General features: G+C 45.6%; 21 protein-coding genes. 9 read left to right on the top strand and 12 right to left on the bottom strand.

Annotated elements, in window-relative coordinates; translation table 11 throughout:
- Nucleotides 1-9: 9 nt before the first annotated feature.
- Both H6G03_RS29555 and H6G03_RS29550 read right to left on the bottom strand, forming a co-directional pair.
- Nucleotides 10-423: a hypothetical protein gene (locus H6G03_RS29555; protein WP_190472846.1), complete on the bottom strand. Its 414-nt coding sequence runs from the start codon at nt 421-423 to the stop codon at nt 10-12.
- A gap of 286 nt (nt 424-709) precedes the next feature.
- A complete protein-coding gene (locus tag H6G03_RS29550) occupies nt 710-892 on the bottom strand; it encodes a plasmid partition protein ParG (RefSeq protein ID WP_190472844.1) in 183 nt (60 codons plus the stop codon).
- Between the two features lie 69 nt (nt 893-961).
- Here H6G03_RS29550 and H6G03_RS29545 point away from each other — a divergent pair, with 69 nt between their 5' ends.
- Nucleotides 962-1,504 (top strand): DUF1824 family protein, encoded by a 543-nt coding sequence (locus tag H6G03_RS29545; protein WP_322112000.1) that lies wholly within the window; start codon nt 962-964, stop codon nt 1,502-1,504.
- Nucleotides 1,505-1,645: 141 nt separating this feature from the next.
- The gene (locus H6G03_RS29540; protein ID WP_190472841.1) at nt 1,646-1,825 is read left to right on the top strand and encodes a DUF2949 domain-containing protein; all 180 of its coding nucleotides are present in this window, start codon (nt 1,646-1,648) and stop codon (nt 1,823-1,825) included.
- A 152-nt stretch (nt 1,826-1,977) separates the two neighbouring features.
- On the opposite strand, the gene shc is transcribed toward H6G03_RS29540, so the two are convergent.
- Entirely contained in the window at nt 1,978-3,891 is a 1,914-nt protein-coding gene (shc, locus tag H6G03_RS29535) for a squalene--hopene cyclase (protein ID WP_190472838.1), read from the bottom strand.
- Between the two features lie 328 nt (nt 3,892-4,219).
- Here shc and H6G03_RS29530 point away from each other — a divergent pair, with 328 nt between their 5' ends.
- The 4 genes from H6G03_RS29530 (at nt 4,220) to H6G03_RS29515 (ending at nt 7,398) form a co-directional block, all read left to right on the top strand.
- Nucleotides 4,220-4,492: a GlsB/YeaQ/YmgE family stress response membrane protein gene (locus H6G03_RS29530; RefSeq protein WP_190472836.1), complete on the top strand. Its 273-nt coding sequence runs from the start codon at nt 4,220-4,222 to the stop codon at nt 4,490-4,492.
- A 496-nt stretch (nt 4,493-4,988) separates the two neighbouring features.
- On the top strand, nt 4,989-5,261 hold the full coding sequence (locus H6G03_RS29525) for a GlsB/YeaQ/YmgE family stress response membrane protein (RefSeq protein ID WP_190472834.1): 273 nt from the start codon (nt 4,989-4,991) through the stop codon (nt 5,259-5,261).
- A gap of 306 nt (nt 5,262-5,567) precedes the next feature.
- Complete coding sequence (locus tag H6G03_RS29520) at nt 5,568-6,755, top strand: glycosyltransferase (RefSeq protein ID WP_190472831.1); 1,188 nt, start codon at nt 5,568-5,570, stop codon at nt 6,753-6,755.
- An 85-nt stretch (nt 6,756-6,840) separates the two neighbouring features.
- Entirely contained in the window at nt 6,841-7,398 is a 558-nt protein-coding gene (locus H6G03_RS29515; protein ID WP_190472828.1) for a DUF502 domain-containing protein, read from the top strand.
- Nucleotides 7,399-7,438: 40 nt separating this feature from the next.
- On the opposite strand, the gene H6G03_RS29510 is transcribed toward H6G03_RS29515, so the two are convergent.
- Complete coding sequence (locus H6G03_RS29510) at nt 7,439-8,131, bottom strand: phosphorylase family protein (protein WP_190472825.1); 693 nt, start codon at nt 8,129-8,131, stop codon at nt 7,439-7,441.
- 92 nt (nt 8,132-8,223) lie between these two features.
- The gene (locus H6G03_RS29505; RefSeq protein WP_190472820.1) at nt 8,224-9,084 is read right to left on the bottom strand and encodes a ferritin-like domain-containing protein; all 861 of its coding nucleotides are present in this window, start codon (nt 9,082-9,084) and stop codon (nt 8,224-8,226) included.
- Nucleotides 9,085-9,276: 192 nt separating this feature from the next.
- Here H6G03_RS29505 and H6G03_RS29500 point away from each other — a divergent pair, with 192 nt between their 5' ends.
- Nucleotides 9,277-12,003 (top strand): efflux RND transporter permease subunit, encoded by a 2,727-nt coding sequence (locus H6G03_RS29500; RefSeq protein ID WP_190472816.1) that lies wholly within the window; start codon nt 9,277-9,279, stop codon nt 12,001-12,003.
- A 102-nt stretch (nt 12,004-12,105) separates the two neighbouring features.
- A complete protein-coding gene (hpnA, locus tag H6G03_RS29495) occupies nt 12,106-13,104 on the top strand; it encodes a hopanoid-associated sugar epimerase (protein ID WP_190472813.1) in 999 nt (332 codons plus the stop codon).
- On the opposite strand, the gene H6G03_RS29490 is transcribed toward hpnA, so the two are convergent.
- From H6G03_RS29490 to H6G03_RS29460, 7 genes are all read right to left on the bottom strand, one after another.
- Complete coding sequence (locus H6G03_RS29490; protein ID WP_190472811.1) at nt 13,094-13,396, bottom strand: hypothetical protein; 303 nt, start codon at nt 13,394-13,396, stop codon at nt 13,094-13,096. The two genes, hpnA and H6G03_RS29490, sit on opposite strands and share 11 nt — an antisense overlap.
- Nucleotides 13,397-13,410: 14 nt before the next feature.
- Entirely contained in the window at nt 13,411-13,884 is a 474-nt protein-coding gene (locus H6G03_RS38345) for a hypothetical protein (RefSeq protein WP_190472808.1), read from the bottom strand.
- Nucleotides 13,885-13,963: 79 nt separating this feature from the next.
- A complete protein-coding gene (locus tag H6G03_RS29480; RefSeq protein WP_190472857.1) occupies nt 13,964-14,713 on the bottom strand; it encodes a Uma2 family endonuclease in 750 nt (249 codons plus the stop codon).
- A gap of 138 nt (nt 14,714-14,851) precedes the next feature.
- Nucleotides 14,852-15,286, bottom strand: a complete 435-nt coding sequence (locus H6G03_RS29475; protein ID WP_190472805.1) for a hypothetical protein — start codon at nt 15,284-15,286, stop codon at nt 14,852-14,854.
- 171 nt (nt 15,287-15,457) lie between these two features.
- Nucleotides 15,458-16,624: a sugar phosphate nucleotidyltransferase gene (locus H6G03_RS29470; protein ID WP_190472802.1), complete on the bottom strand. Its 1,167-nt coding sequence runs from the start codon at nt 16,622-16,624 to the stop codon at nt 15,458-15,460.
- A gap of 240 nt (nt 16,625-16,864) precedes the next feature.
- Complete coding sequence (locus tag H6G03_RS29465; protein ID WP_190472799.1) at nt 16,865-17,809, bottom strand: segregation/condensation protein A; 945 nt, start codon at nt 17,807-17,809, stop codon at nt 16,865-16,867.
- Between the two features lie 49 nt (nt 17,810-17,858).
- Complete coding sequence (locus H6G03_RS29460) at nt 17,859-18,215, bottom strand: LapA family protein (RefSeq protein WP_190472796.1); 357 nt, start codon at nt 18,213-18,215, stop codon at nt 17,859-17,861.
- A 360-nt stretch (nt 18,216-18,575) separates the two neighbouring features.
- On the opposite strand from H6G03_RS29460, the gene H6G03_RS39360 reads away from it, so the two are divergent.
- Nucleotides 18,576-21,254 carry a putative PEP-binding protein gene (locus H6G03_RS39360; protein WP_190472793.1) on the top strand — a complete coding sequence of 893 codons (2,679 nt, stop codon included), beginning with the start codon at nt 18,576-18,578 and terminating at the stop codon, nt 21,252-21,254.
- The last annotated feature ends 120 nt before the right edge of the window (nt 21,255-21,374 follow it).

The following is a 21,374-nucleotide window of genomic DNA, read 5'->3' as shown; positions in this document are numbered from 1 at the left end:
CCTCGGTTGTTATCTGGGTGCAATATCCCTTCTCCGATCTATCGACTGTAATTCTTGAAGCTCTTCAGAAACTTGAATTTTTGGCATGGGCTCCAGTGGAGTAATTACTGGAGCGTAGCGACAATAGCACACAACAATTGCTTCAAACTCACTCATAGTTTCTGGGGCATATTTTTCAACTCTGGTTACTTCCCAATCGCCGATCCGAGTGTGAGTGCTAGCATTTGGGAACTGTCGATCGAAAAATTGTTCGACTCGATGGAATTCCCTCAATCTGTAGCCAGGAGAGGGTAAGGGACGATCGGATGAATCGAAATGTTCGGCAAGAATGTCGGTGATAGCTCCAGTGTGCGCTAGTAGCCTGTTTTCGGCTCCCTCCTCTTCATTCCATTCCGCTCTAAAAATAATATACTTTCTACTCATCTTTCCATCCCCTCTGTGTAATTAGGAAATTCGGTTTTTCCCTCGAATACGCAATCGTATTTAAGAGTTTTGTCTCCTGTTAATTCTATTCGCAGTAACTTCCATCCATATCTCCTTTCCATTTCGTAGCACCTCTTGCGTTCGGTTACTGCGTGCTGGGAGATAATTTATTCTGAAATAGATTCAGAATTTTCGCTGTTCATTATTAAATGGGTCGTAAGTCAGATAGCACCGAAAACTTTGACTGTTGTGGCTTGCGCTAAAGAATGTTTATGGCCGCTTAGCGTTAATTTTTATTGTTTTCCTTCTGGAACGCCTGTTGCACCAGTTGCGGCTCAATTTTCTCTAGCCATTCCTCAACCAGTTCTGATACAACGCTGCTAACGTCACGGCCTTGCATAGCGCAAGCCGCCTTTAGTCTGCGTTTCAAACTTTCTTCGATCGACAGGTTTATAGGAGATTTAGACATAAATCCATTCTATGCCCACATCTACCCATACAAATTTTGGCCTCCCTGCGCTTATACGCATAAGCGTATATGCGTATAATTGTAGCATTGAGCGAATCCTACGGAAATCCGATCGTCCTCTATTGGGTAATGCCCACTCTACGGGGGTGCGATCGCGCCCGTAAAATAATCTTGAGTTACTCTACCCAAACCATGACTGCTCACCTCACTGTCGAACAAGCCCAAACAATCCTCAAGCAATTTAGCTGCATCGAAACTAAGCCGATCGAGTCGGAACAAGAAAAAGCTTTACTCCGTCAAGCGCTACTGACGATCGCCAAGTTGTCCGATTACCTCAATTTAGGTATTTGTGCCGATACGGCGGAGCAAGGGTTTGCAGCCCTAAAAACCTATTTAGAGGGCTTGGGCTATAAAATTCGTCTCGACACCAGCAAAACCCCTTCCCTAGAAAGCCCAGTTTACATAAAATTTAACACTCACAAGCAATCCCACTATCTCGATTCCTACACAGGAATTTATCGCGGTGTGCTGGTGTCCTGCCAATCTTCAGAAAATGACTCTATCAGCGGAACTTATGGTCATTTACCGTTAGACTTATTCCTAAAGAGCTAATTTTAGAGCCTAGAGATTTTTGTGATCGAAATCACCCATTAGGACGAGTTAAATCACCCTGACAGGGGAGTTTTTAAACGATATTTTTCTCATAGGTTGGGAGAAGAAAATTTTTAAGACTCGAAGGCAAGGCAATCTACTATGCAGACAAAATTAGTCAACTTTTTACAAGAAGAATTAGCGATCCCGGCATCCTCGATCGCCCTAGCCATACGGCGCAGCGAAGAGTGCCCAAACCACATTCCCATGATTTTGTGGCAATACGGGCTGGTGACTTTGGCACAGTTAGACAGAATTTTTGATTGGTTAGAAACAGCTTAGCAGCAGCGTTAGGCAGATGATTTCTATCTTTGCACCGTTGTGAAGAAATAATAACCACTCTGTTTTTCCTCTGTACTGTTTTATGACTACTATGAAGAAACCGGGTTTCTGTAAACTTTTCCACAGAAACCCGGTTAATCATTTTTAAGCTCTTACTTACTGAAAATAGCGCGATAGCGCCCCAAAGCTGTCAGGGGAAAATGTTGTAAATAAAGGTGATATTTGAGATAGAAATGGCAGGGAAAGCCAGTTCCAGTGAAATAATCCTCATCCCAAGTGCCATCAGAACGTTGTGCAGTCACAAGATAGTTGATTCCCCGATCGATCGCCTCTTTCTCAAACTTCCCGGTGGCTTCTCCCGCCGCCAGCAAGCCAATTAAAGCCCAAGCAGTCTGAGATGCGGTACTGTCTCCTTTTCCTTTGAGGGCGGGATTATCGTAGCTGAAGCAAGTTTCCCCCCATCCTCCATCGGCATTTTGACAGCTGACCAGCCAAGCTGCACCGCGTTCGATATTGCTTCGGTGCGACTGAGGCGCAACTAGAGACAGCGCCGCCAAAACGCCACTGGTGCCGTAAATATAATTTACTCCCCAACGTCCGTACCAGCAGCCTTCCGGTTCTTGTTCGTTTTTGAGATAATTTAAAGCGCGATCGAAATTGCTCGGATCGATCGAGAAATTACCGCGTCCCAACATTTCCAACACCCGCGCCGTCACATCTGCCGTATTCGGGTCTATCATCGCTTTCAAGTCGCCGTAAGGCAATTGGTTCAGCCAATCTGCATTATTATCCAGATCGAAAGCAGCCCAACCGCCATCTCGACATTGCATTGTCGCAATCCAAGCCACAGTACGTGCAATGGCAGCTTGTTTTAATTCTTCGTTCGGCAATTGCACGCCATTCAACGCCATCACCACAACCGCAGAATCATCTACATCCGGATAAAAGCGATTCACAAATTCAAACGCCCAAGCACCCGGTTTTCCCTGCTTGTTTTTGACAGCCCAATCGCCGTAATCTAAAATTTGCTTATTCAGCAGCCATTCTCCCCCCCGCACAAGGGCTGGATGATTGGGTGCGATTCCGGAATCGACCAAACTTCGCATCACCAAAGCGGTATCCCAAACTGGCGAAACGCAAGGTTGCACCCAGTAAATATCCTCTGTTTCGACTGCAAATCGATCGACCGCTTGCAAACCCCTTTCCACAATTGGGTCATTGACATCATAATCCAGGCAGCGCAATGCTAAAAGTGAATTCAACATTGCGGGAATAATGCCACCCCAATCACCGGTTTCTTCTTGTCGTTCCAAAACCCATTTTTCGGCTGCTTTGAGTCCTTCTTCCCGGAAAGGCACTAAGTTGAAATTTTCTGCTAATTTGAAAGCGTCATCCAGCCAAACAAATACATCTGTCCAATCGTTATTGCGCGGTAGTTCAAAGCGCACATTCTCAGCACCTTCTGTGTAAAGTTCCTCCAAAGTGATGCTGGGATTGGTTATGTAAATCGGCTTGCGATCGAACACAATTAACAGAGGAACGGTGCTACTCCGCGCCCAACTGGACATTTCGTAAATGGTGAAGGGAAAAGATTCTGGCAACAACATTATCCAAGGCGGAATTGAAGGCAGTCCCCGCCAGTTGTAGCAGCCAATTAATGCCAGGTGCATTTTAGTAAAAATGCGCGTTTTGCTGATGCCGCCTCGTTCTAAAATAAATTCCCGCGCTTTTTGCATAGCTGGATCTGTGGCCGGTACGCCCAGCAACTTCAGCGCCATGTAAGCTTCCACCGATGTGCTGAGATTGCCGCCATCGCCATAAAATAGTTCCCAACCACCGTGCGATCGCTGTTCCCTTCGCAGGTAAGTTTCCGCTTTGTGCAAAGGTCTTGTCTTGTCCGTACCCCAAATTTTATGGAGGAGTACCGCCTCTGCCGTTATGGTAACGTTGGATTCCAATTCTGCCCACCAGTAACCATCTGGATATTGGATGGAAAGTAGGTAATTCTGAGAAGCAGCAATAGCCGCATCAACGCTTGTTACCTTTGTTCTGTCTTGTGTTTGCATAGGTTCCGTTCACTCTCAGCAACATCCGCTTAATGCAGCATCAAGCAAAATGCTTAATTAGTTGCGATTTATAGCAGAAACAGTACTGGATTAGCAACTGGTAATTTCCCTTACATATGGTTTATGGCACATAAGTTATTAGTTTGTTGACGGGCAAATCGGCCAAGAGGCACAGGGGAAAAATGAATAATTACCTACTCAATAAATTTCCTGAAAGATGATGATTATCGATTTATATCTAGTAGATTATATCGGTTGGCAGAGGTCAAATAAAAATTTACTGGCTATTCTGAAAATGTGACATAAAAACATTTAAGGAGCCAAAGCTATGGGTATTGTTGCTTGGGTTGTTTTAGGTCTGCTTGCTGGCGCGATCGCGAAAGCTATCTATCCCGGTTATCAAGGCGGCGGTATTCTGGCTACGATGGTGCTGGGTATCGTGGGAGCCTTCATCGGTGGAACTTTGGTCACTTTATTGCAAACGGGAACTTTCCAACTTGCCGCCACTCCTTTAACCTTTCCCGGTGTTTTTGTCGCCGTCTTGGGTGCAATTATTGCCATTTGGTTGTGGAATATGATGAATCGCAGAGCCTATCGCTAATATCGAAGGCGATCGCATTAATTTATTATGCCCCCTGGCGCAGAGGGAACAAATAGTCTCTTCCGATTCAGATGAATTTAAGATCCGTTCTATTTCTGGCGATCGCCTATTCGATAATCCTCCTCTAGCTTTCCACAAACTTAGTGGAAAGTTCGCTTTTAAGATGCACAATTTAACTGTTTAATAACGGTGTTAAATGAGGGGTTAAACCCCTCAATCTTAAGCTGACAAAATCCTCTATTGTGCAGGTACACAAAGCATATCTATAGATGAAAGTAGATTGATTGCCTAAGATATGCGATCGCTCCTTACAGTAGGTGCTTACACCGAACCGTTTCTTGTAATTTCTTTTACTTCGATCCGATTAAGGAATGTAACTCTTTATTAAGTAAAAAAATATAACTAAACATAAAAACTTTGTCCCCGGACAAGGGGAATATTTCTTTGAGTTGCTATACTAGATTTTTAAGTAAGAAAGTTTCAAGGAGCCAAAAAAATGGGTAATATTATCGCCTGGATTGTTTTGGGTCTTGTTGCTGGTGCGATCGCCAAACTTGTCTACCCCGGTCGTCAAGGCGGCGGTATTCTAGCTACGATGGTTCTGGGCATTGTGGGCGCTTTCCTGGGTGGGACGATATTTACTTTATTGCAGACGGGAAGACTCGTGCTTACAGCTAACGCCGCTTTCAACATTCCTAGTATTTTTGTTGCTGTCGTGGGTGCATTAGTTGCTATTTGGCTGTGGAATTTGATCAATCGGACAGCGTAATTCTGAATACCCACAGCGCACAGATTTTTAGGTGTAGCTACACAAACAAAATCTGCTTAGGAAAGTTCCAGTAATATCTAGATAAAGTCCGCTCACGCGGACTTTGTTTTTGCAGTCGAGAATTGTATTCGGACGGCATTTTACAGCGGCTTGCAGTTGTATGAAGTACAGGCTATGGGTCGAGATCCCCGACTTCTTCAAGAAGTCGGGGATCTGTATAGCTCACTCACCCGAAAAGTGCTGTATTCATTTGCATTTACTTTCATAATATTGTATTGTAAGCGCTGAAGTTAATAATCTTTTAAGATGATTCTCGGCATAGTTGAATTGGGGATTACCTTGCTATCTTTAATAATTTGGGTAGTACTGTTGTGTTTTTGGGGACAGTTTTGGCGATCGGATGAGCGATTAGATGTACAAGATAAAGAACCGGAAAAATGGCCGACTGTTTGTGCGGTAATTCCCGCCAGAAATGAAGCGGAAATGCTACCAGCGACAATGCGATCGCACTTCCTCCAAAATTACCCAGGTTCTTTCGCTATCGTCCTGGTTGATGATAACAGCACCGATAATACAGCCAACGTCGCCCTAAATATTGCCCAAGAATTAAACAAATCCCAGCAATTGCATATCGTATCTGGCGAACCGCTACCAGATGGTTGGAGTGGCAAACTTTGGGCAGTTGAACAAGGTATCCGTTATGCTGAAAAACTTACCCCAACACCAGATTATTTTCTGCTAACTGATGCGGATATCGAACATCACAAAACCAATCTTCGCGAGTTGGTAATCAAATCTCAGCAAGAAGATTTAGATTTAGTTTCTCTGATGGTTTTATTGAGATGTGAAAGCTTTTGGGAAAAATTTTTAATTCCTGCTTTTGTGTTTTTCTTTGAAAAACTCTATCCATTTTGTTGGGTTAATAACCCGAAAAATTCCACAGCAGCAGCAGCGGGAGGTTGTATATTAATTCGCCGCGAAGCTTTAAATCGTATTGGCGGTATTCAGGTAGTGCGTCAAGCGTTAATCGATGATTGCGCTCTTGCACAAGCAGTCAAATCTCCGGGTAAAATTTGGTTGGGACTTACCGATTTAACTTGTAGCTTGCGACCTTATCCATCTTTATCTAGTATTTGGGATATGGTGGCGCGTACTGCTTTTACGCAATTGAATTATTCACCTTTGCTTTTATTGGGAACACTCATAGGAATGACTTTAATTTACATTGTCCCGCCAGTGAGTGCGATCGCAGGTATTTTGACTGGGAATTGGTTAGTGTTCTCACTAGGTATTTTAACCTGGTTGCTGATGGCAATAGCTTACTTTCCCACACTCAAACTTTATCGATGTTCGCCATTATTGTCTTTTTGCTTACCAGCGATCGCATTCCTATATACCCTGATGACCCTAGACTCAGCTTGGCGTCACTGGCGCGGAAGAGGAGGCGCTTGGAAAGGAAGAGTGTATCCGGTATCTATCAACACTCAGTCTTGAATTTGTTGTAAATTTTAGTATTTTTACCTACATATTCGAGAAATACTGCGGCTATGATTGCGATAATTGCGTATTGGTTTTACGTATGAAATGGCCTGCCTGGATACCATACCCCGGTGCGTGGATGAACGCCTTCGTCCTCTACGTGTTGCTGCGTTTTATTTCATCTGGCTCAAAATTGTTTGGTGATTTCGGTTCGTTTTTGGGTAGGTTTTTACAGCGACCCGAGCATTGGGTCTTATCTGGCGTGCTAGCCGCATTAGCTCCCATTCTGATTATCGCTTTTGTTCATCATTGGCTCTATCTATTTTTAGATCGTTTCTTTCCCAGCATTCGCTCACCAGAAATAGGCGCAACTCGCGGCTTTTTTCCCGGTTTGCTGAGTTTTTGGGAAGGTTTGTATGGCTGGCTGGTAATAGCAATATCTACGTTGATAAGCATAGGTATTTTAGCTTTGTTTTACCCATTTTTGGGTTCCAGCTACTACTACTACTGGTTTTCGCACTGGAATGGGTTTGTCTATGGCCCAGCGATGCTCGTTTGGACGATCATCGCCGCCTATATGTACCAATTTGAACATCTAGTGCAACGCCGCATGATGGCTGTAGAATCTGCCGAAAATTCCGATAGGAAAAATATTTAGAACCCCACCCTAACCCTCCCCTTCAACGGGAATGGTTTCTCTACTTTGCAAACAAATAACTTGTCACTTTTTCCAACACTTTCAATCCGCGCAGCGAACCTCTAATTAACCGAGTTGCTGCAATCGGTTGACGCAGCATTCCTATCGCTAAAGGCAGAGATTGTAACGAACCATCTGCACTAATTGCGGAATTGAGATCGGGAACATCCTGTTGCGAATCATCGCTAATTACGCGCAACATCGCTACGGAAAAACCACCTTTACTCAGAACTTCTAAAGCTGCGAAGCCTTCCATATCGACTACTTCGCTATCATATAGTTTACCTAAACTGCGTTTTTCTGATGCGGAATAAATGATGCGATCGCTCGTAAATCCTCTCACCAAAGCAGCTTTTTCATTGAGATTGTTGTAAAGTACCTTTGTAAAAGCGCGATCGCACATTTTATCTCGCAACTCTTCAGCCGAACCATAAATACAACTTCGGTAAATGACAACATCGCCGACAGAATAGCGAGGTGTTAGACTACCGCACAAACCCATCAACAAAACTTTGGGTTGCTGATGATGCGCGAAGAATTCTAATTTTTGCCATTTTTCCAAATATCTCGTTAACGGTTTAACACCAACCGGAACGGGAAAAATGGGTGGCGTCTTACCATTAAAGCGGCTTACTCCTCGAAGCACAGACTTATACTCTGACCCTTGGGGAACGAGAATAGCATCAATGTTCATTGTTATTTTGTGAATAAATTTAAGATTTAAGATTTCGGATTTAAAATAAATTCTAAATCTGAAATCTTAAATCTGCAATCTGAAATTACCCATTATCCCAAATTGGGACTTGACATCGTGCTGGAATTCTGTTTGGGCAAAAGTTTCATCATCCCAAAAGCAGTTTTGGCAACTCTCGGTAAAAACTCCGGACGCAGCAACTTGGAATCGTAAACACTCATGCGTCGATCGTTTTCTTGAATGCAAGTTGAGACAAACTTTTCCAGCGTCAAATTACTCGTAACCGAACTCGCACCGCTAGCTGTGAAACCCTTACCGCTGCCTTTTTTGCTACCTTTAAAACTATCCAAACGACGGCGGACAGAGCCAGTGTAGTACAATAGGGAATTTAAATCCCGCAGCACTTTTGCGCCTCGACCCTCATGCACTTGCTTGTACGCTACCCAGTTGACAAAAAATACCATATGGCGGGCTTCTTCATCAATAACCGGATCGAAAATAGCGAAGAATTGATCGGGGAATAAGCCAGATTGACGAGCGATCGCAAATAAACCAAACGCAAAGAACGAATCGAAACATTCCCCGTAGCCAAACTTGACAAAAGCTTCCTCCACATTATCGGGAATTTGTTTAGGCGGACGCGGCTTAATTTCGATCCCGTAATGGTTAATCAAGAATTCTATCACGCGAGAGTGGCGCGATTCCTCCATACCCTGTAGGGCGATCGCATCCCGCAAAAGTGGATCGCTCACCGTTTCCGCAAAAGCGGCTAGCATCTTTCCCGCATTTTGTTCTGTGTCAAAAGCTTCATCCCAGAAAGGAATTGAGCGCAGACGTTCTAGTTGTGCGCCGTCAAGTTTGGGCCAAGGTAGCTGTTCCGGTTCATACTTAAGATGGCTCTCCATAAAGCTTTGACAGAATAACTGCTTGTGCGCCTCAGATCCGATTTTCATTCCTCACTCCATTGCACGAAAGACTTTTGACTAGCGCCGATGCAGACGCGACTTCTCAAGAGAAATATATCGCAAGAACTATATCGTCAAGGGTAATTCGACAATAGCCTCCAGTTAATAAACTGTCACGAAGGTAGGGTAAGGAAGTGGGGAGTGCTTGTAAGCTTGTGGTGCGTGGGCTGGTAATTCGATATGGTGAAGGCAACTACTCGCAAAACATCCCTACGAGAACGTTTCAATATCTCCAGGTTAGCGATCGCATACCCTTGGCTAACCTTGAGTTTTTGGATCGCCGTCGCCGTCGCGGGACTTCTCGTTTTCAGTTCCCTCAAATACGCCCTGCTTCCCGATATTACCTTTCCAGTCGTAGTGGTGAACGCCACAGCACCTTTCACCGACGCGCTGGAAACGGAAGCAAAGCTTACCCAACCGATCGAACAGTCCCTCAGCTCGATTCCCAAACTCGATCGACTGCGCTCCTCCATTTACCCCAACCAAGCTGTCATCAGTTTATCCTTCGGGGTGGGGACAAATTTGGAACAATCTGCAAATCAAGTCGAAACTAGACTCAAGCAGCTAAATCTCCCCGAAGGAGCAAGTTACAAAGTTTTTCCGCTCAACTTAAACGAGTCTGCTGCTGTTAGCTACGCGATCGAAAGTCCATCAAAAAATCTAGTTGACTTAACCAAGATAGCTCAAGAGGAAATTGTAACAGCGATCGCCAAACTGCCAGGAGTCCTGAAAGTCAATCTTTTGGGTGCTGTCGAACAAACAACGGAATCCGTAGGGGCGAAGCATTTGGGCGATAATTCATCCCTATTACCAACAGATTCCTCACCAAAAGCTTCGCCCGACCCCAACGAACAATCGCCTCCAACCAAACAAACCAAAACTTCCGCAGTACGCCTTAATGGCAAAGATGCCTTAGCTTTTCAAGTAATTAAAAAGAGCGATGCCAATACCTTAGAAGTAGTCGCCGCAGTAGAAAAAGAAGTAGCGCGATTGCAATCTGCACTACCAGAAGTGCAATTAATTTTAGCCGCTACCCAAGCAGAATATATTCGATCGGCTACCGACGCCACGATCGATGCTCTTTTAGAAGCCGTAATTATTTCAGTTGTAGCCATCTTTCCCTTTTTGTGGAACTTGCGAGCGACACTGATATCCGCATTGGCGATACCCGCATCGCTGCTGGGTACATTTATCGTCATGGCTATCTACGGCTTCAACTTGGAAACAATTACTTTATTAGCCCTAGCGTTAGTTATCGGTAGCATTATCGATGACGCCATTGTCGATGTGGAAAACATCATGCGTCATATCGACGAAGGAGAAACTCCCCGCCAAGCAGCACTGCACGCTACTAACGAAATCGGATTGACAGTTACAGCGGCAACATTTACCGCCGTAGCCGTATTTTTGCCCATAGCATTAATGAAAGGAACGATCGGGCAATTCTTCATGCCTTTTGGCATCACCGTTTCAGCAGCAATGCTAACTTCTTTATTGGTAGCGCGGACATTATCGCCTGTTTTAGCAGTTTACTGGCTCAAACCCAAATCTTCAAAAACGAGTCCCAGAGAAAATAGATATTGGCAAAGTTTTGCGGAAGGATATCGCCACTTACTAAGCTGGTCTCTCAAACATCGAAGCATAGTAATAGGAATAGCAGCACTCAGCTTTGTTGCAGGGATAGGACTAATTCCACTCATTCCCAAAGGCTTTATTCCCAAACTCGATCGCGGCGAATTCAACATTAGCTATACCGCACCCATCAACGCTACCGCCTATCTACCGGATTGGTTGAAATCATCTGCCGGAGTCGAAACAGATGCGTTAGGAGAATCTCTTGATGTTGCCAAACAAATAGAAGCAGCAGTATTGAAATCGCCAGAAGTCGAAAAAGTATTTACCATCGTCGGTTTTCGCGAAGCCGAACCGAATAAAGGCATTATTAATGTAGCGTTAAAGAGCGATCGCACACTCCATACCGCCGAAGTGCAAGACCGCATTCGCGAACAATTACCCACAATACCGGGAGTTACCACCAGTGTAGAAGATATTCAATTCGTCGATGCCAGTCTCGGCGCTCAAAAACCCCTGCAAATTGCTTTAGTAGGCGATGACTTACAAGCAGTTAGCAAAGCAGCCAGAGAAATCAAAGCGCGGCTATTGACAATACGGGGATTTGAAGATGTCACAACAACAGGAGAAACGGGTGAAGATGGCACAATTTTTCAGATCGAACATCGCAGCCAAAAGAGAACTGTCTATGTCAGCGCTAACCTAAATCGAGAGTTAACCATAGGACAAGCCACCGATATAGTAGTATCGGAAGCAAAAGCTGTTCTACCGCCACAAGTTACTTTAGCATTAGGAGGAGACTCTGCTCGCAGCGGCGAAATCTTCGGCAGTTTTGGCACAACTTTAACTCTGTCAGCTATCTGTATTTTATTCGTGCTGATTTTCTTATTCAAAAGCTGGATCGATCCCCTGGTAATTTGTTTATCTTTACCCCTAGCACTTGTAGGCGGTATATTCGCACTGCTAATTACCAACAGCGATTTCGGTATGATATCGCTAATTGGCTTTGTTTTCCTACTAGGTTTGAGTAACAAAAATGCCATCTTACTTGTAGATTACATCAACCAACTACGCAGTTCTGGCTACAGCCGCACCGAAGCAATCCTGAAAGCGGGACCAGTTCGCCTCCGACCGATTATAATGACTACAGCTTCAACCATTTTAGGTATGATGCCGATCGCTTTAGGTTTGGGTGCAGGCGCAGAATTGCGTACCCCTATGGCAATAGCGATCGCAGGCGGTCTGATATCATCTTCCCTACTAAGCTTAATCGTCGTTCCCGTAGTTTACGATATCGTCCACGATCGAAAACCTCCCTCCAAAAACAAAAATTAACCTCTGCGTTCCTTTGCGAAAACCTACCCTGCGGGAAGCCGCTGACGCGGCTAGTGCGTTCCTTTGCGTTAAAAAAATAAATCCCAAACACAAAACCGACAAATGACCAAAAAAGCTTTCGTAACAGGCGGAACAGGATTCATCGGTGCTAATCTAATACACTTGCTAGTCCAACAAGGATACACAGTTAAAGCCTTAGTCCGTCCCTCAAGTCCCCTGAATAACCTGCGCGATTTAGACATAGAAATAGTCAAAGGAGACTTAAAAAAACCTAATTTGTGGCAGCATATGGTTGGCTGTCAGGTATTATTTCACGTAGCTGCCCATTATTCCCTTTGGCAAGCCGATTGTAACGCCCTTTACTGCAATAATGTTTTGGGGACTCAAAATGTTTTAGCAGCAGCGCGTCAGGCGGGGATCGATCGCACAGTTTACACCAGTTCCGTAGCAGCTATTGGCGTAAAAGAAGGCGGTATCGCCGACGAAACTTATCAAAGTCCGCTCGACAAACTCGTCGGTCACTACAAAAAATCTAAATATCTCGCCGAACAGGTAGCAATAGAAGCTGCCAAACGCAATCAAGATGTGGTAATTGTCAATCCTTCCAGTCCGATCGGCCCTTTCGATATCAAGCCTACTCCCACTGGCGATATTATACTGCGTTTCTTGCGTCGGCAAATGCCATTTTATCTGAATACCGGGTTAAATTTTGTTGATGTACGGGATGTGGCGTGGGGACATTTGCTAGCTTTGGAAAAGGGGAAAACAGGCGATCGCTACATTCTGGGAAACCAAAACCTTACGCTGAAAGAAATATTAGATAAACTATCCGAAATTACAGGTATTCCAGCACCCCAAAAAACTGTACCCGCTTGGTTGCCTTTAAGTGTAGCTTGGATTGACGAAAATCTTCTCGCGCCTTTAGGCAAAGCGCCTTCCGTTCCTTTGGATGGCGTTCGCATGGCACAACAAACTATGTATTACGACCCATCCAAAGCTGTGAGAGAATTGGGTTTACCTCAAACTCCGATCGAGACAGCTTTAAAAGATGCAGTTGATTGGTTTAAGAAGAATTTTGAATTGCGAGATATTAACGAATAGTTCGAGCAGTTTCAGTTTGAATTTCTTCGATAATAGCTGCGATTTCTTCTTCTGAATCTAAATGCCGCGACAAAACTTGAACGGTTGTTTCTAGCAAGCGATCGCTATACATTTTAGCTAAGTCTTGCCGCAGACTCTGCCCGATATAAAACTTCAGCAAAGCTGTCAAAGACATATCTCGATTCGCTGCTACTTTCTTGAGCGATTCCAATGTATCTAATGGAATCGGAATTGAAACTGTTTCTGTTGGTCGAGGCCGCAACTTTAATTCAATTTTTTCATTATTCTTCATATAATCTTCTTTCACTAGGGGTAACAGGACGAGCAGAAATTATGCGAATTCGCACACCGCGTTCTACATAAACTACCAACAAGAGGGCTCTCCAGCGGTTTCCACAGTTGGCTCTCAATTTGGTTCCACAGTTCGCTATCAAGTTGACTGTATAATTGCCACCACAGTTGGCTCAGTTGGTTTTCTAGTTGGCTCCACAGATGCCTTTCCAGTTGGCTTTCCAGTTGACTCCACAGTTCGCTCTCCAGTTGGCTCACAACAGTATTGCACAACACAAAAGGACTATCGCAAAAAATAATTTCAGGCTCTTGATAGCCAATTAGCTCGTAAGCTACTTTGATGGAGTTAGCTGCTTTTTGACGATCGATCGCCTCCGTAGACAGCGCTATTTTTCGCCACTTTTCCCGATATACCGGAATTAGTGCTTCTTGCTGGGGAGTAAGTTTTTCAATCTTAGTCTGCGACATATTATCGCTGAAATTTAACATTGCTCGTTGCTAATTTTCCCTAGTTAATTCTTGGTGGAAATAGCGATGAATAATTAACTATGAATCATCAACAAATCTGTCACACTTCTGGTTCAATTCCAGCAGCTCGCAACTGCGATCGCAATTGCTCTAGCTTTTGTTCTGCTCGTTCCGCTCTTTCCTCTCCCGTTAGCAACAAATTGCCTTCACTGTCCCACCAACGAAGCCAGGGTAATTCAAGATTTTGATATCGTCCTTGCCAAATTCCCAACTCCACCCCTAAAGGTGCAATTTGATAGTGACCGCGATCGTTTGCTACCATTAGCTGATACTCACCCTCCATTAAATGATAAACTTCTACACGAGCGCGGTTGACTTCATAAATTCCATAAAATGCCGGACGAATCACATTTTCGTAAATCCAAAATTTACCGGGTTTAACATCCTCTTGAGCAGAGCGAGTAATAGGCGTTTTGTCTCGTTCTTCTGACCCATCTCCCGACACAAATTCTAATACAATTAATGGCGGGATTAGTTCTTGCCACAACACATAAGAACGACGGACAATACCGTTGAGAGTTGCTGGCACATTCGGAACATAAAACCAATCTGGAGATTCCGCTCCTCGTTCGGGCGGGTCAGTTAAACGCCAATAAATTCCGCAATCTTGACCGATACAATAATTCCCGTCGGGATGCCTTTGCTCGAAGACCGGGGTAATAGAATCTGTTAATAGAATGCTTTGAGGATGTTCTTGAAAATTTTTCACAAAGGTTCCGTCTGATTCCGGTAACTGAGTGTGGTCGGGTAAAGCTGTGATAATTTTTGGGTGATTTGTTGTGGAAGTCACGGTATTCAATATAAAAGGATTTTTGACTTTTGAATGATTGACTTTTGACTTGCGCGTAGCTGTCAAAAGTCCCTAGTCCCTAGCGATAAATTATTTAGGGCGATCGCTTTCCCTAAATCGCCCTAAATAGCGGATAAATTAAAAAGAGTAAACGCGCCCTTCTTCGTCAATATACACAGCTTTATCCGCTCTGAATTTTGAGTCAGATTGGCGAATTCTCACCATGACTACATTATTGTTGGCGTTATAGTCATATAGCAACTCATTGTCAGCATAAATATTAATACTGGCAATATCAGCTATGCCATCGATCGCACGAATCGTAAATTGAGTGGCACTACTGGGAGCTAAGATTCGTTCTGGATTGGGAGTAAGATTGTACTTTACGGGCAATTGCGATTGATTCAACAGCATCACCGTAATGGGAAGCTTGGGGTTAACTTGTGCTTTAGGTTGCCAGAAACCGGGTGCGTAGCTATTTGACCGCCTATTAGGTTGAGACAATACAGCGGTACTAGAAACTAAAGTAATGCTGGCAAGCAGAATTGCGGCTGTGAGAGTTTTCAGTTTCATATTTATTTGTTCTTAGTTAGCAGATGCGTGTTTAAGGATTTGGGAAAGACGGGTTTAAACAGAATGTTGGTGCTTTCACAAAACATCTCTTAAACCCGTTTGTAAAGTAGTGTAATTTTCTCTAATTCTAGAGAACTAATTGTGACTGCAAAACTTCAGAATTTCTAAGTTTTAAGGGCTATCCTGGCCCAGGAGTTCTGCGATCGCCTGCCGTTCGATCGGCGTTTGATTCGGCACTTCCTGACGCGCATCGGTAATCAGCCAATCCAGAGCGGCTGCTTGAACGTCGATCGTCGCACCAGTTTTATCCACACAGTAGCGCCCAAACACCAGCTTATCTACTAAGCGAATTCCCGGCCCCAAGCGAGAGTATTCAAAAATGATGCTGTTGTCAACAGTAGCTCCCTTGCAGACCCAGCAATTAGGGCCGATCATCGTTGGACCGATAATTTTGGCTCCATCTTCAATGCGCGTCATCCCACCAATGTAAACTGGCCCGGTAATATCAACCTTGTCCCAGTTAACAGCGACATTTACCCCCGTGTAAATGCCGGGAGCAACTTCTTGTCCCGGTATGGCCACATTTTTGACTTCTCCCAGCAACACGCTGCGAATGGCGTGCCAGTAGTCGGGGACTTTACCGATATCCACCCATTGGAAATCCATTTGCACAGCATAAAAAGGCGCATTTATTTCCACCAACTTGGGGAATAACTGACTGCCGATGTCGTACTCAACGCCAGAGGGGATGTAATCCAAAACTTCCGGCTCAAAAATGTAAATACCAGTGTTGATGTTGGTGCTGAGAGCTTCTTCCACCTTTGGCTTTTCTTGGAAGGCTTTAATTCGACCATCTTCATCGGTGACGACAACGCCGTAGCTAGAAACTTCTTCTTTGGGGACGGACTTCGTGATCACGGTAGCGATCGCACCTTTTTCTCTGTGCCACTTCACCGCCGCCGTTAAATCCAGGTCAATCAAGGCATCTCCGCACAGCACCACAAAAGTATCGTCAAAGAAAGGGTAAAAATCCTGGATGCGCTTCATACCACCGGCAGAACCGATCGCCTCACCCACCAGCTTACCCTCAACAATTCGACCTTCAAAAGAATAGGCTATTTGAACGCCAAACCGCTGACCGTCGCGAAAATAGTTTTCGATCTCATCCGCCAAGTGGCTGACATTGACCATGATTCGATCGAAACCGTGCTGGCGGAGCAATTCAACTAAAAACTCCATCACTGGCTTTTGCAGGATAGGAATCAGCGGTTTGGGAATGGTGAACGTAATCGGACGAATGCGGGTACCCTTCCCAGCCGCCAAAATCATGGCTTTCATAAATATCTTTCTCTCTACCTTGGGCCACTACATTTCAAATCGGATGTTGCGCCTACGAGCGACGAAACTTTCGCCGCTCGTAGGTTGATGCCAGAATCAGACCGTCAGTTCTACCAGCGGTTTGTTTTTGCTCGCATCGCTGACAGACGATCCAAACTTGACGGCATCTGCAAACAAAGCTGCCAACGACAGTTTATAAACATTCTCTCAATTTACCCACATTTACCCACATCTTCGCTGCTAAGCCCCCGATCGAAGAGTGCGGATTCTCAAGTCTTGGTAGAACTCCTCTTGAACTAACTCTACTTTCGATTGAGCCGACAGCAATAGTAATGCCCAGAAAATGCCCACTCGATCGTGCAATTGCTCTTGAGATGAAAGATCGGAACTGGGAATTGGATAGGGGGGAGGTAACTGTGCCTCTGCGGAATCAGCATCGGAGGCTGGGACAGAAGGGAAAGAATTTCGATCGTTTCTTCTTTGCGCCCACAGCATCAGCAAATGCTCCAGATCCAACCAATCTTGCTCCGCAAGCAAACCGGAGCAATAAATTGCCAAAAACCGCTCCAGTTCGGCGGCAATTTCTACAGAGTTTTCCTCGCGGACAAGTTCTAGCGCCGCCCGTACTGCCTGGGTGCGAGCCTGAGAATAAGAGCGAGTCGATCCAGAACGGGGGCGCGGCGGTTTTTCTGCAATTGCAGCTGCGACTAACTGCAACTGCTCGATTAACTCTTGCAGCGTTACTCGCCGATAGCTGGGCGGCTGGGCCGCTGGGCGTCTGCGTAACTGACGCTCCAAGTTTCTCGGCAATCCAGTCCCATCAGAGTCATCGATATCCGACCAATCTTCCTCTATTTCCGAATCGGGGTTGTCTTCATCAGCGAATTGCAACCGCTCCAGGGTGTTAGCTTTGAGCAATACCAGTAGCGACGCATCCACAAAAGCTTGCCCGGATTGAGACAGGTCGGCGATGCCAAAACCATCCTGGGCGTTACTTAAAGCAGCGATCTCGTTCAAACAGCGATCGATCGCGTCGATCACCTGCACATCCCACGGGTCAATTTCTCCCCGCTCGGCTAGATCTATGAGCAGCGCGATCGCGCTAACCTGCGGCCCTGTTGGGTTCGCGTAATTCACGGTCGGGAGTGAATAGGCGATCGCTTCTTGTGCTTGCGGAACGGTCATGCCTTCACCGAGACTTATGTCGCTAAATTTCAGCCAATGCTTGTATCTATCATGCCGCTTTGCTCACCGATTCTGATCCCACTGGCAGTTCGGATTTACTTTCGGCAGTTTCTGCTTTGATTTGTTCGAGATCTTTTTCCAACTTTTGAATTTGGCTATCTTTCTCGCGGATTTGGCGCATTTGTTTGCGAGATTCCAGCACTCGCAGCAGTCGAGACCAAATACTAAAGATCCACGCCAGCACCGCTCCTAGCCCCATTGTGACTATAATTTCTATGCACAAAGGTGCTTGTATGTCAATCCCTTTGAAAAGTTTAATAACAACAGGATCGGTATTTTGTAAGCTGAATAAAACCAGAGCTAAGCAAACCAGGAAAATAATGACAAAATTAATGGCTCGTGTCATCGAAACGCTACTCCTTTACTTGTGTTGATGCGCTCCTATGAGAGAAACGCTTGCGGTCGGGATCGGGGTAGAGCAGAAAACTCAAGGCTTGCCAAATCAGAGGGTCGGAACGCTTGCCTCATTTTAGCCCTGTCGTGAACTGGCGATCGGCTTTCAGCATTCAGCGATGGGCCGCCAGCTTTTTGACGGCTCCGTTTTCAAACTGCTTGCCGTTGGCCCAAGCATTCTTTGCTCGTCCCGTAAATTATTTTGTACTAGCAGAAAGAGAGATTACCGCAATTTCACGTAAAACCACATAAAAGAAAAGAGAAAATAAATGTTAAGAAAATAGAAAGGCTCCTCCAACGGTTGTAAATCTCTGTGGATAATTTCCTCTGGCTAAACCAGATTCAACCCCGCGATCGCCTCCAGGTAGGGGAAAAGGCGTTCCACCTCAGCCACTTAGCGCAGAGGGGTTATCCTGTCATACCCGGTTTTGCGATCGAAGCATCAGTACTGCGCGATTTTCTGGAGAAGATAGACTGGTTTGACCCCCTGTTCGCGGATCTGCCAAATTCCTCGCTGCATCTCGATGTTGATAATCCGCGACAGTTGCAGCTAGTCGCTAGAGCCATCCGTCAGGAAATCACCACAGCTACCCTACCAACGGAATGGAAAACCGCACTAGCATCTTTTTCAGCAGGTATAGAAGCATCGGCACTAATTCTGCGCCCCTCCCTCGCACTGCCATCGGAAACAGGGGTAACTTCTGACCTGAAGATTTCCGGACTGCTGGAAGCCCACGTTTGCGATCGCAACGAAGAGGCACTAGCTGCCGCCATCAAACGAGTATGGGCAGAGCTATTTAGAGCCAGAAGCCTGCTGTACTGGCGGCGTAACGGTATCCAAATCCAGCATATTAACCTAGCTATCTTAGTACAGCCGCTTTACAACAGCCTCGCTGCCGGTTTGGTGCAAGCGAGCCCAAACTTATGGGAAATTCAAGCCACTTGCGGACTGGGGATGGCTTTGATCAAAGGAGAAGTCCTACCCGACTACTACCAAGTGCAGCCAGAAAGCGGTACAGTGCTGATGCAACAACTGGGCGTAAAAACTCTGGCTTATAACCTTAAGGAACTGCCCTCCTGGCAGGGAATCGAAAGTAAAAACGGCTTAAGTTCACCTCTACAAACCTATTCGCTCGGCGAGGAGCAACAACAACTCTACGCCTTAGAAGAAAAATATCTCAAGCAATTGATTCGGCTGGCTCAGCAGCTGACAGATGAAATAGGGCCAGCTTTCACAGTAGAGTGGACGCTCACAGCCAAAGGTTCTGAAAGTTCAGCAGCCGAACTGTATATTACTCAAGTTCGTAGTGCCCAGGAAATGGGTAGTATGGAATCAACCTCGCTTGCCTTCGATTCAGGGGAACAAGGGAGACAAGCGGACAACGAGACAAGCAGACAAGCAGTAGAAGAAAGTATTTTAACTCAACACTCATTCCTCACTACTCATTCCTCACCGAATGCCCAATCAATCAGCTCCAGTCAAGAACCCTCAGTCGCTCATCCGCTGAGGGGAATAGGGGCAGCTGGAGGACGAGCGATCGCACCGGCTCAAGCGATCGCTTCCTTCAGCCATAACCCCGAAATTACTTCAACTGGTAGAGTTTTGGTAGTCAAAACCTTTCACCCAGATTGGCTGCCCCTGCTCAAACACGCAGCTGGAGTGGTAGCAGAACAGGGGGGCATGACTTGCCATGCGGCAATTATTGCCAGAGAACTGGGAATTCCGGCGGTAGTCGGCGTCAGGGATGCCACTCAGAGTATTCAATCCGACGAATTTGTGTTGGTGGATGGCGATCGAGGAGAAATTTATTTACTTGGAAAAGAAAGAACGGCATTCCCCAGCATCATCAGGGAAAAAGGGGAATGGAGTATGGAGCCTAGTGTATCCGGTACGGGGCATACAGAAGTAGGAAAACCTTTCATTTACAATCCCCAACATCCTATTTCTAGGGTGTTGCACAACACGCCAGAATTGCCCGATGCACAACTGCCGATCGCTAATACCCAAGGTCTAATGCCCAATATCCAATTGCCAATCACCGCTACTACTTCGCCGATCGTAGCTACTCAATTGCTCGTTAATCTGAGTCAGCCCAGTACTATTGAGCGTGCTGCCAGTTTACCGGTAGATGGTGTGGGCTTATTGCGCTCAGAACTGATGATGTTAGAAGTTTTGCAGGGACAACACCCCGGTCGGTGGCTGACTTCGGGACGAAAACAAGAGCTCGTTGAATTAATGGCTCAAACTATCTGTCAATTTGCCGCTGCTTTTGCCCCGCGCCCTGTTTTTTATCGCTCTTTGGATTGGCGATCGCATGAATTTCAATCTTTAGCGCCTTCTTTTCCCTCCGAAGTTAATCCGATGTTGGGAATGCGAGGCACATTCAGCTACCTGCAAGACCCATCTTTGTTCGATGTAGAATTGTCGGCATTGGTTAAGGTTTACCAATCCGGCTACACGAATGTTAACCTGCTCTTGCCATTTGTTCGCACGGTTGAAGAGTTTTCTTTCTGTCGCAGTCGTGTAGAGCAGGCAGGATTGCTCCATCAATCTCATTTTCAACTTTGGATTATGGCAGAAGTGCCTTCGATCCTATTTTTGTTGCCGGATTACATTAAGGCGGGGTGCATGGGAATTTCGATCGGCACTAACGATCTGACTCAATTGCTGCTGGGAGTGGATCGGGATCGAGCCGAAATGGCAATAGGTTTTGATGAGCGACATCCGGCAGTGATGGAAGCTATCGCTCAGCTGATCCGAACAGCGAAACAAGAGGGTATTCCTTGTTCGATTTGCGGTCAAGCACCAGCCAAGTATCCGGAATTGATCGATCGCCTCGTAGAGTGGGGGATATCCTCAATTTCTGTCAGTTTGGATGCTGTTGAGCGTACTTACACCTGCATAGCTCGTGCCGAACAGCGCTTGCTCCTGGAAGCAGCACGAAGTCAAAAGTCGAAAGTCAAAAGCCAAAAGAAAGGGCGTCGGGATTAGGGCGTCGGGAAGAGGGAAAAGGAAGACGGAAGACCGAAAATATTAATTTTTCCACTCCCCCACTCCCCCACTCCCCCACTCCCTCGCTCTAGGTCAACTGCGATCGCGTCAAATAAATGA

The sequence above is a fragment of the Aerosakkonema funiforme FACHB-1375 genome (genome assembly GCF_014696265.1).
Lineage (GTDB): Bacteria > Cyanobacteriota > Cyanobacteriia > Cyanobacteriales > Aerosakkonemataceae > Aerosakkonema > Aerosakkonema funiforme_A.
This window is presented reverse-complemented; position numbering and strand designations above follow the sequence as displayed.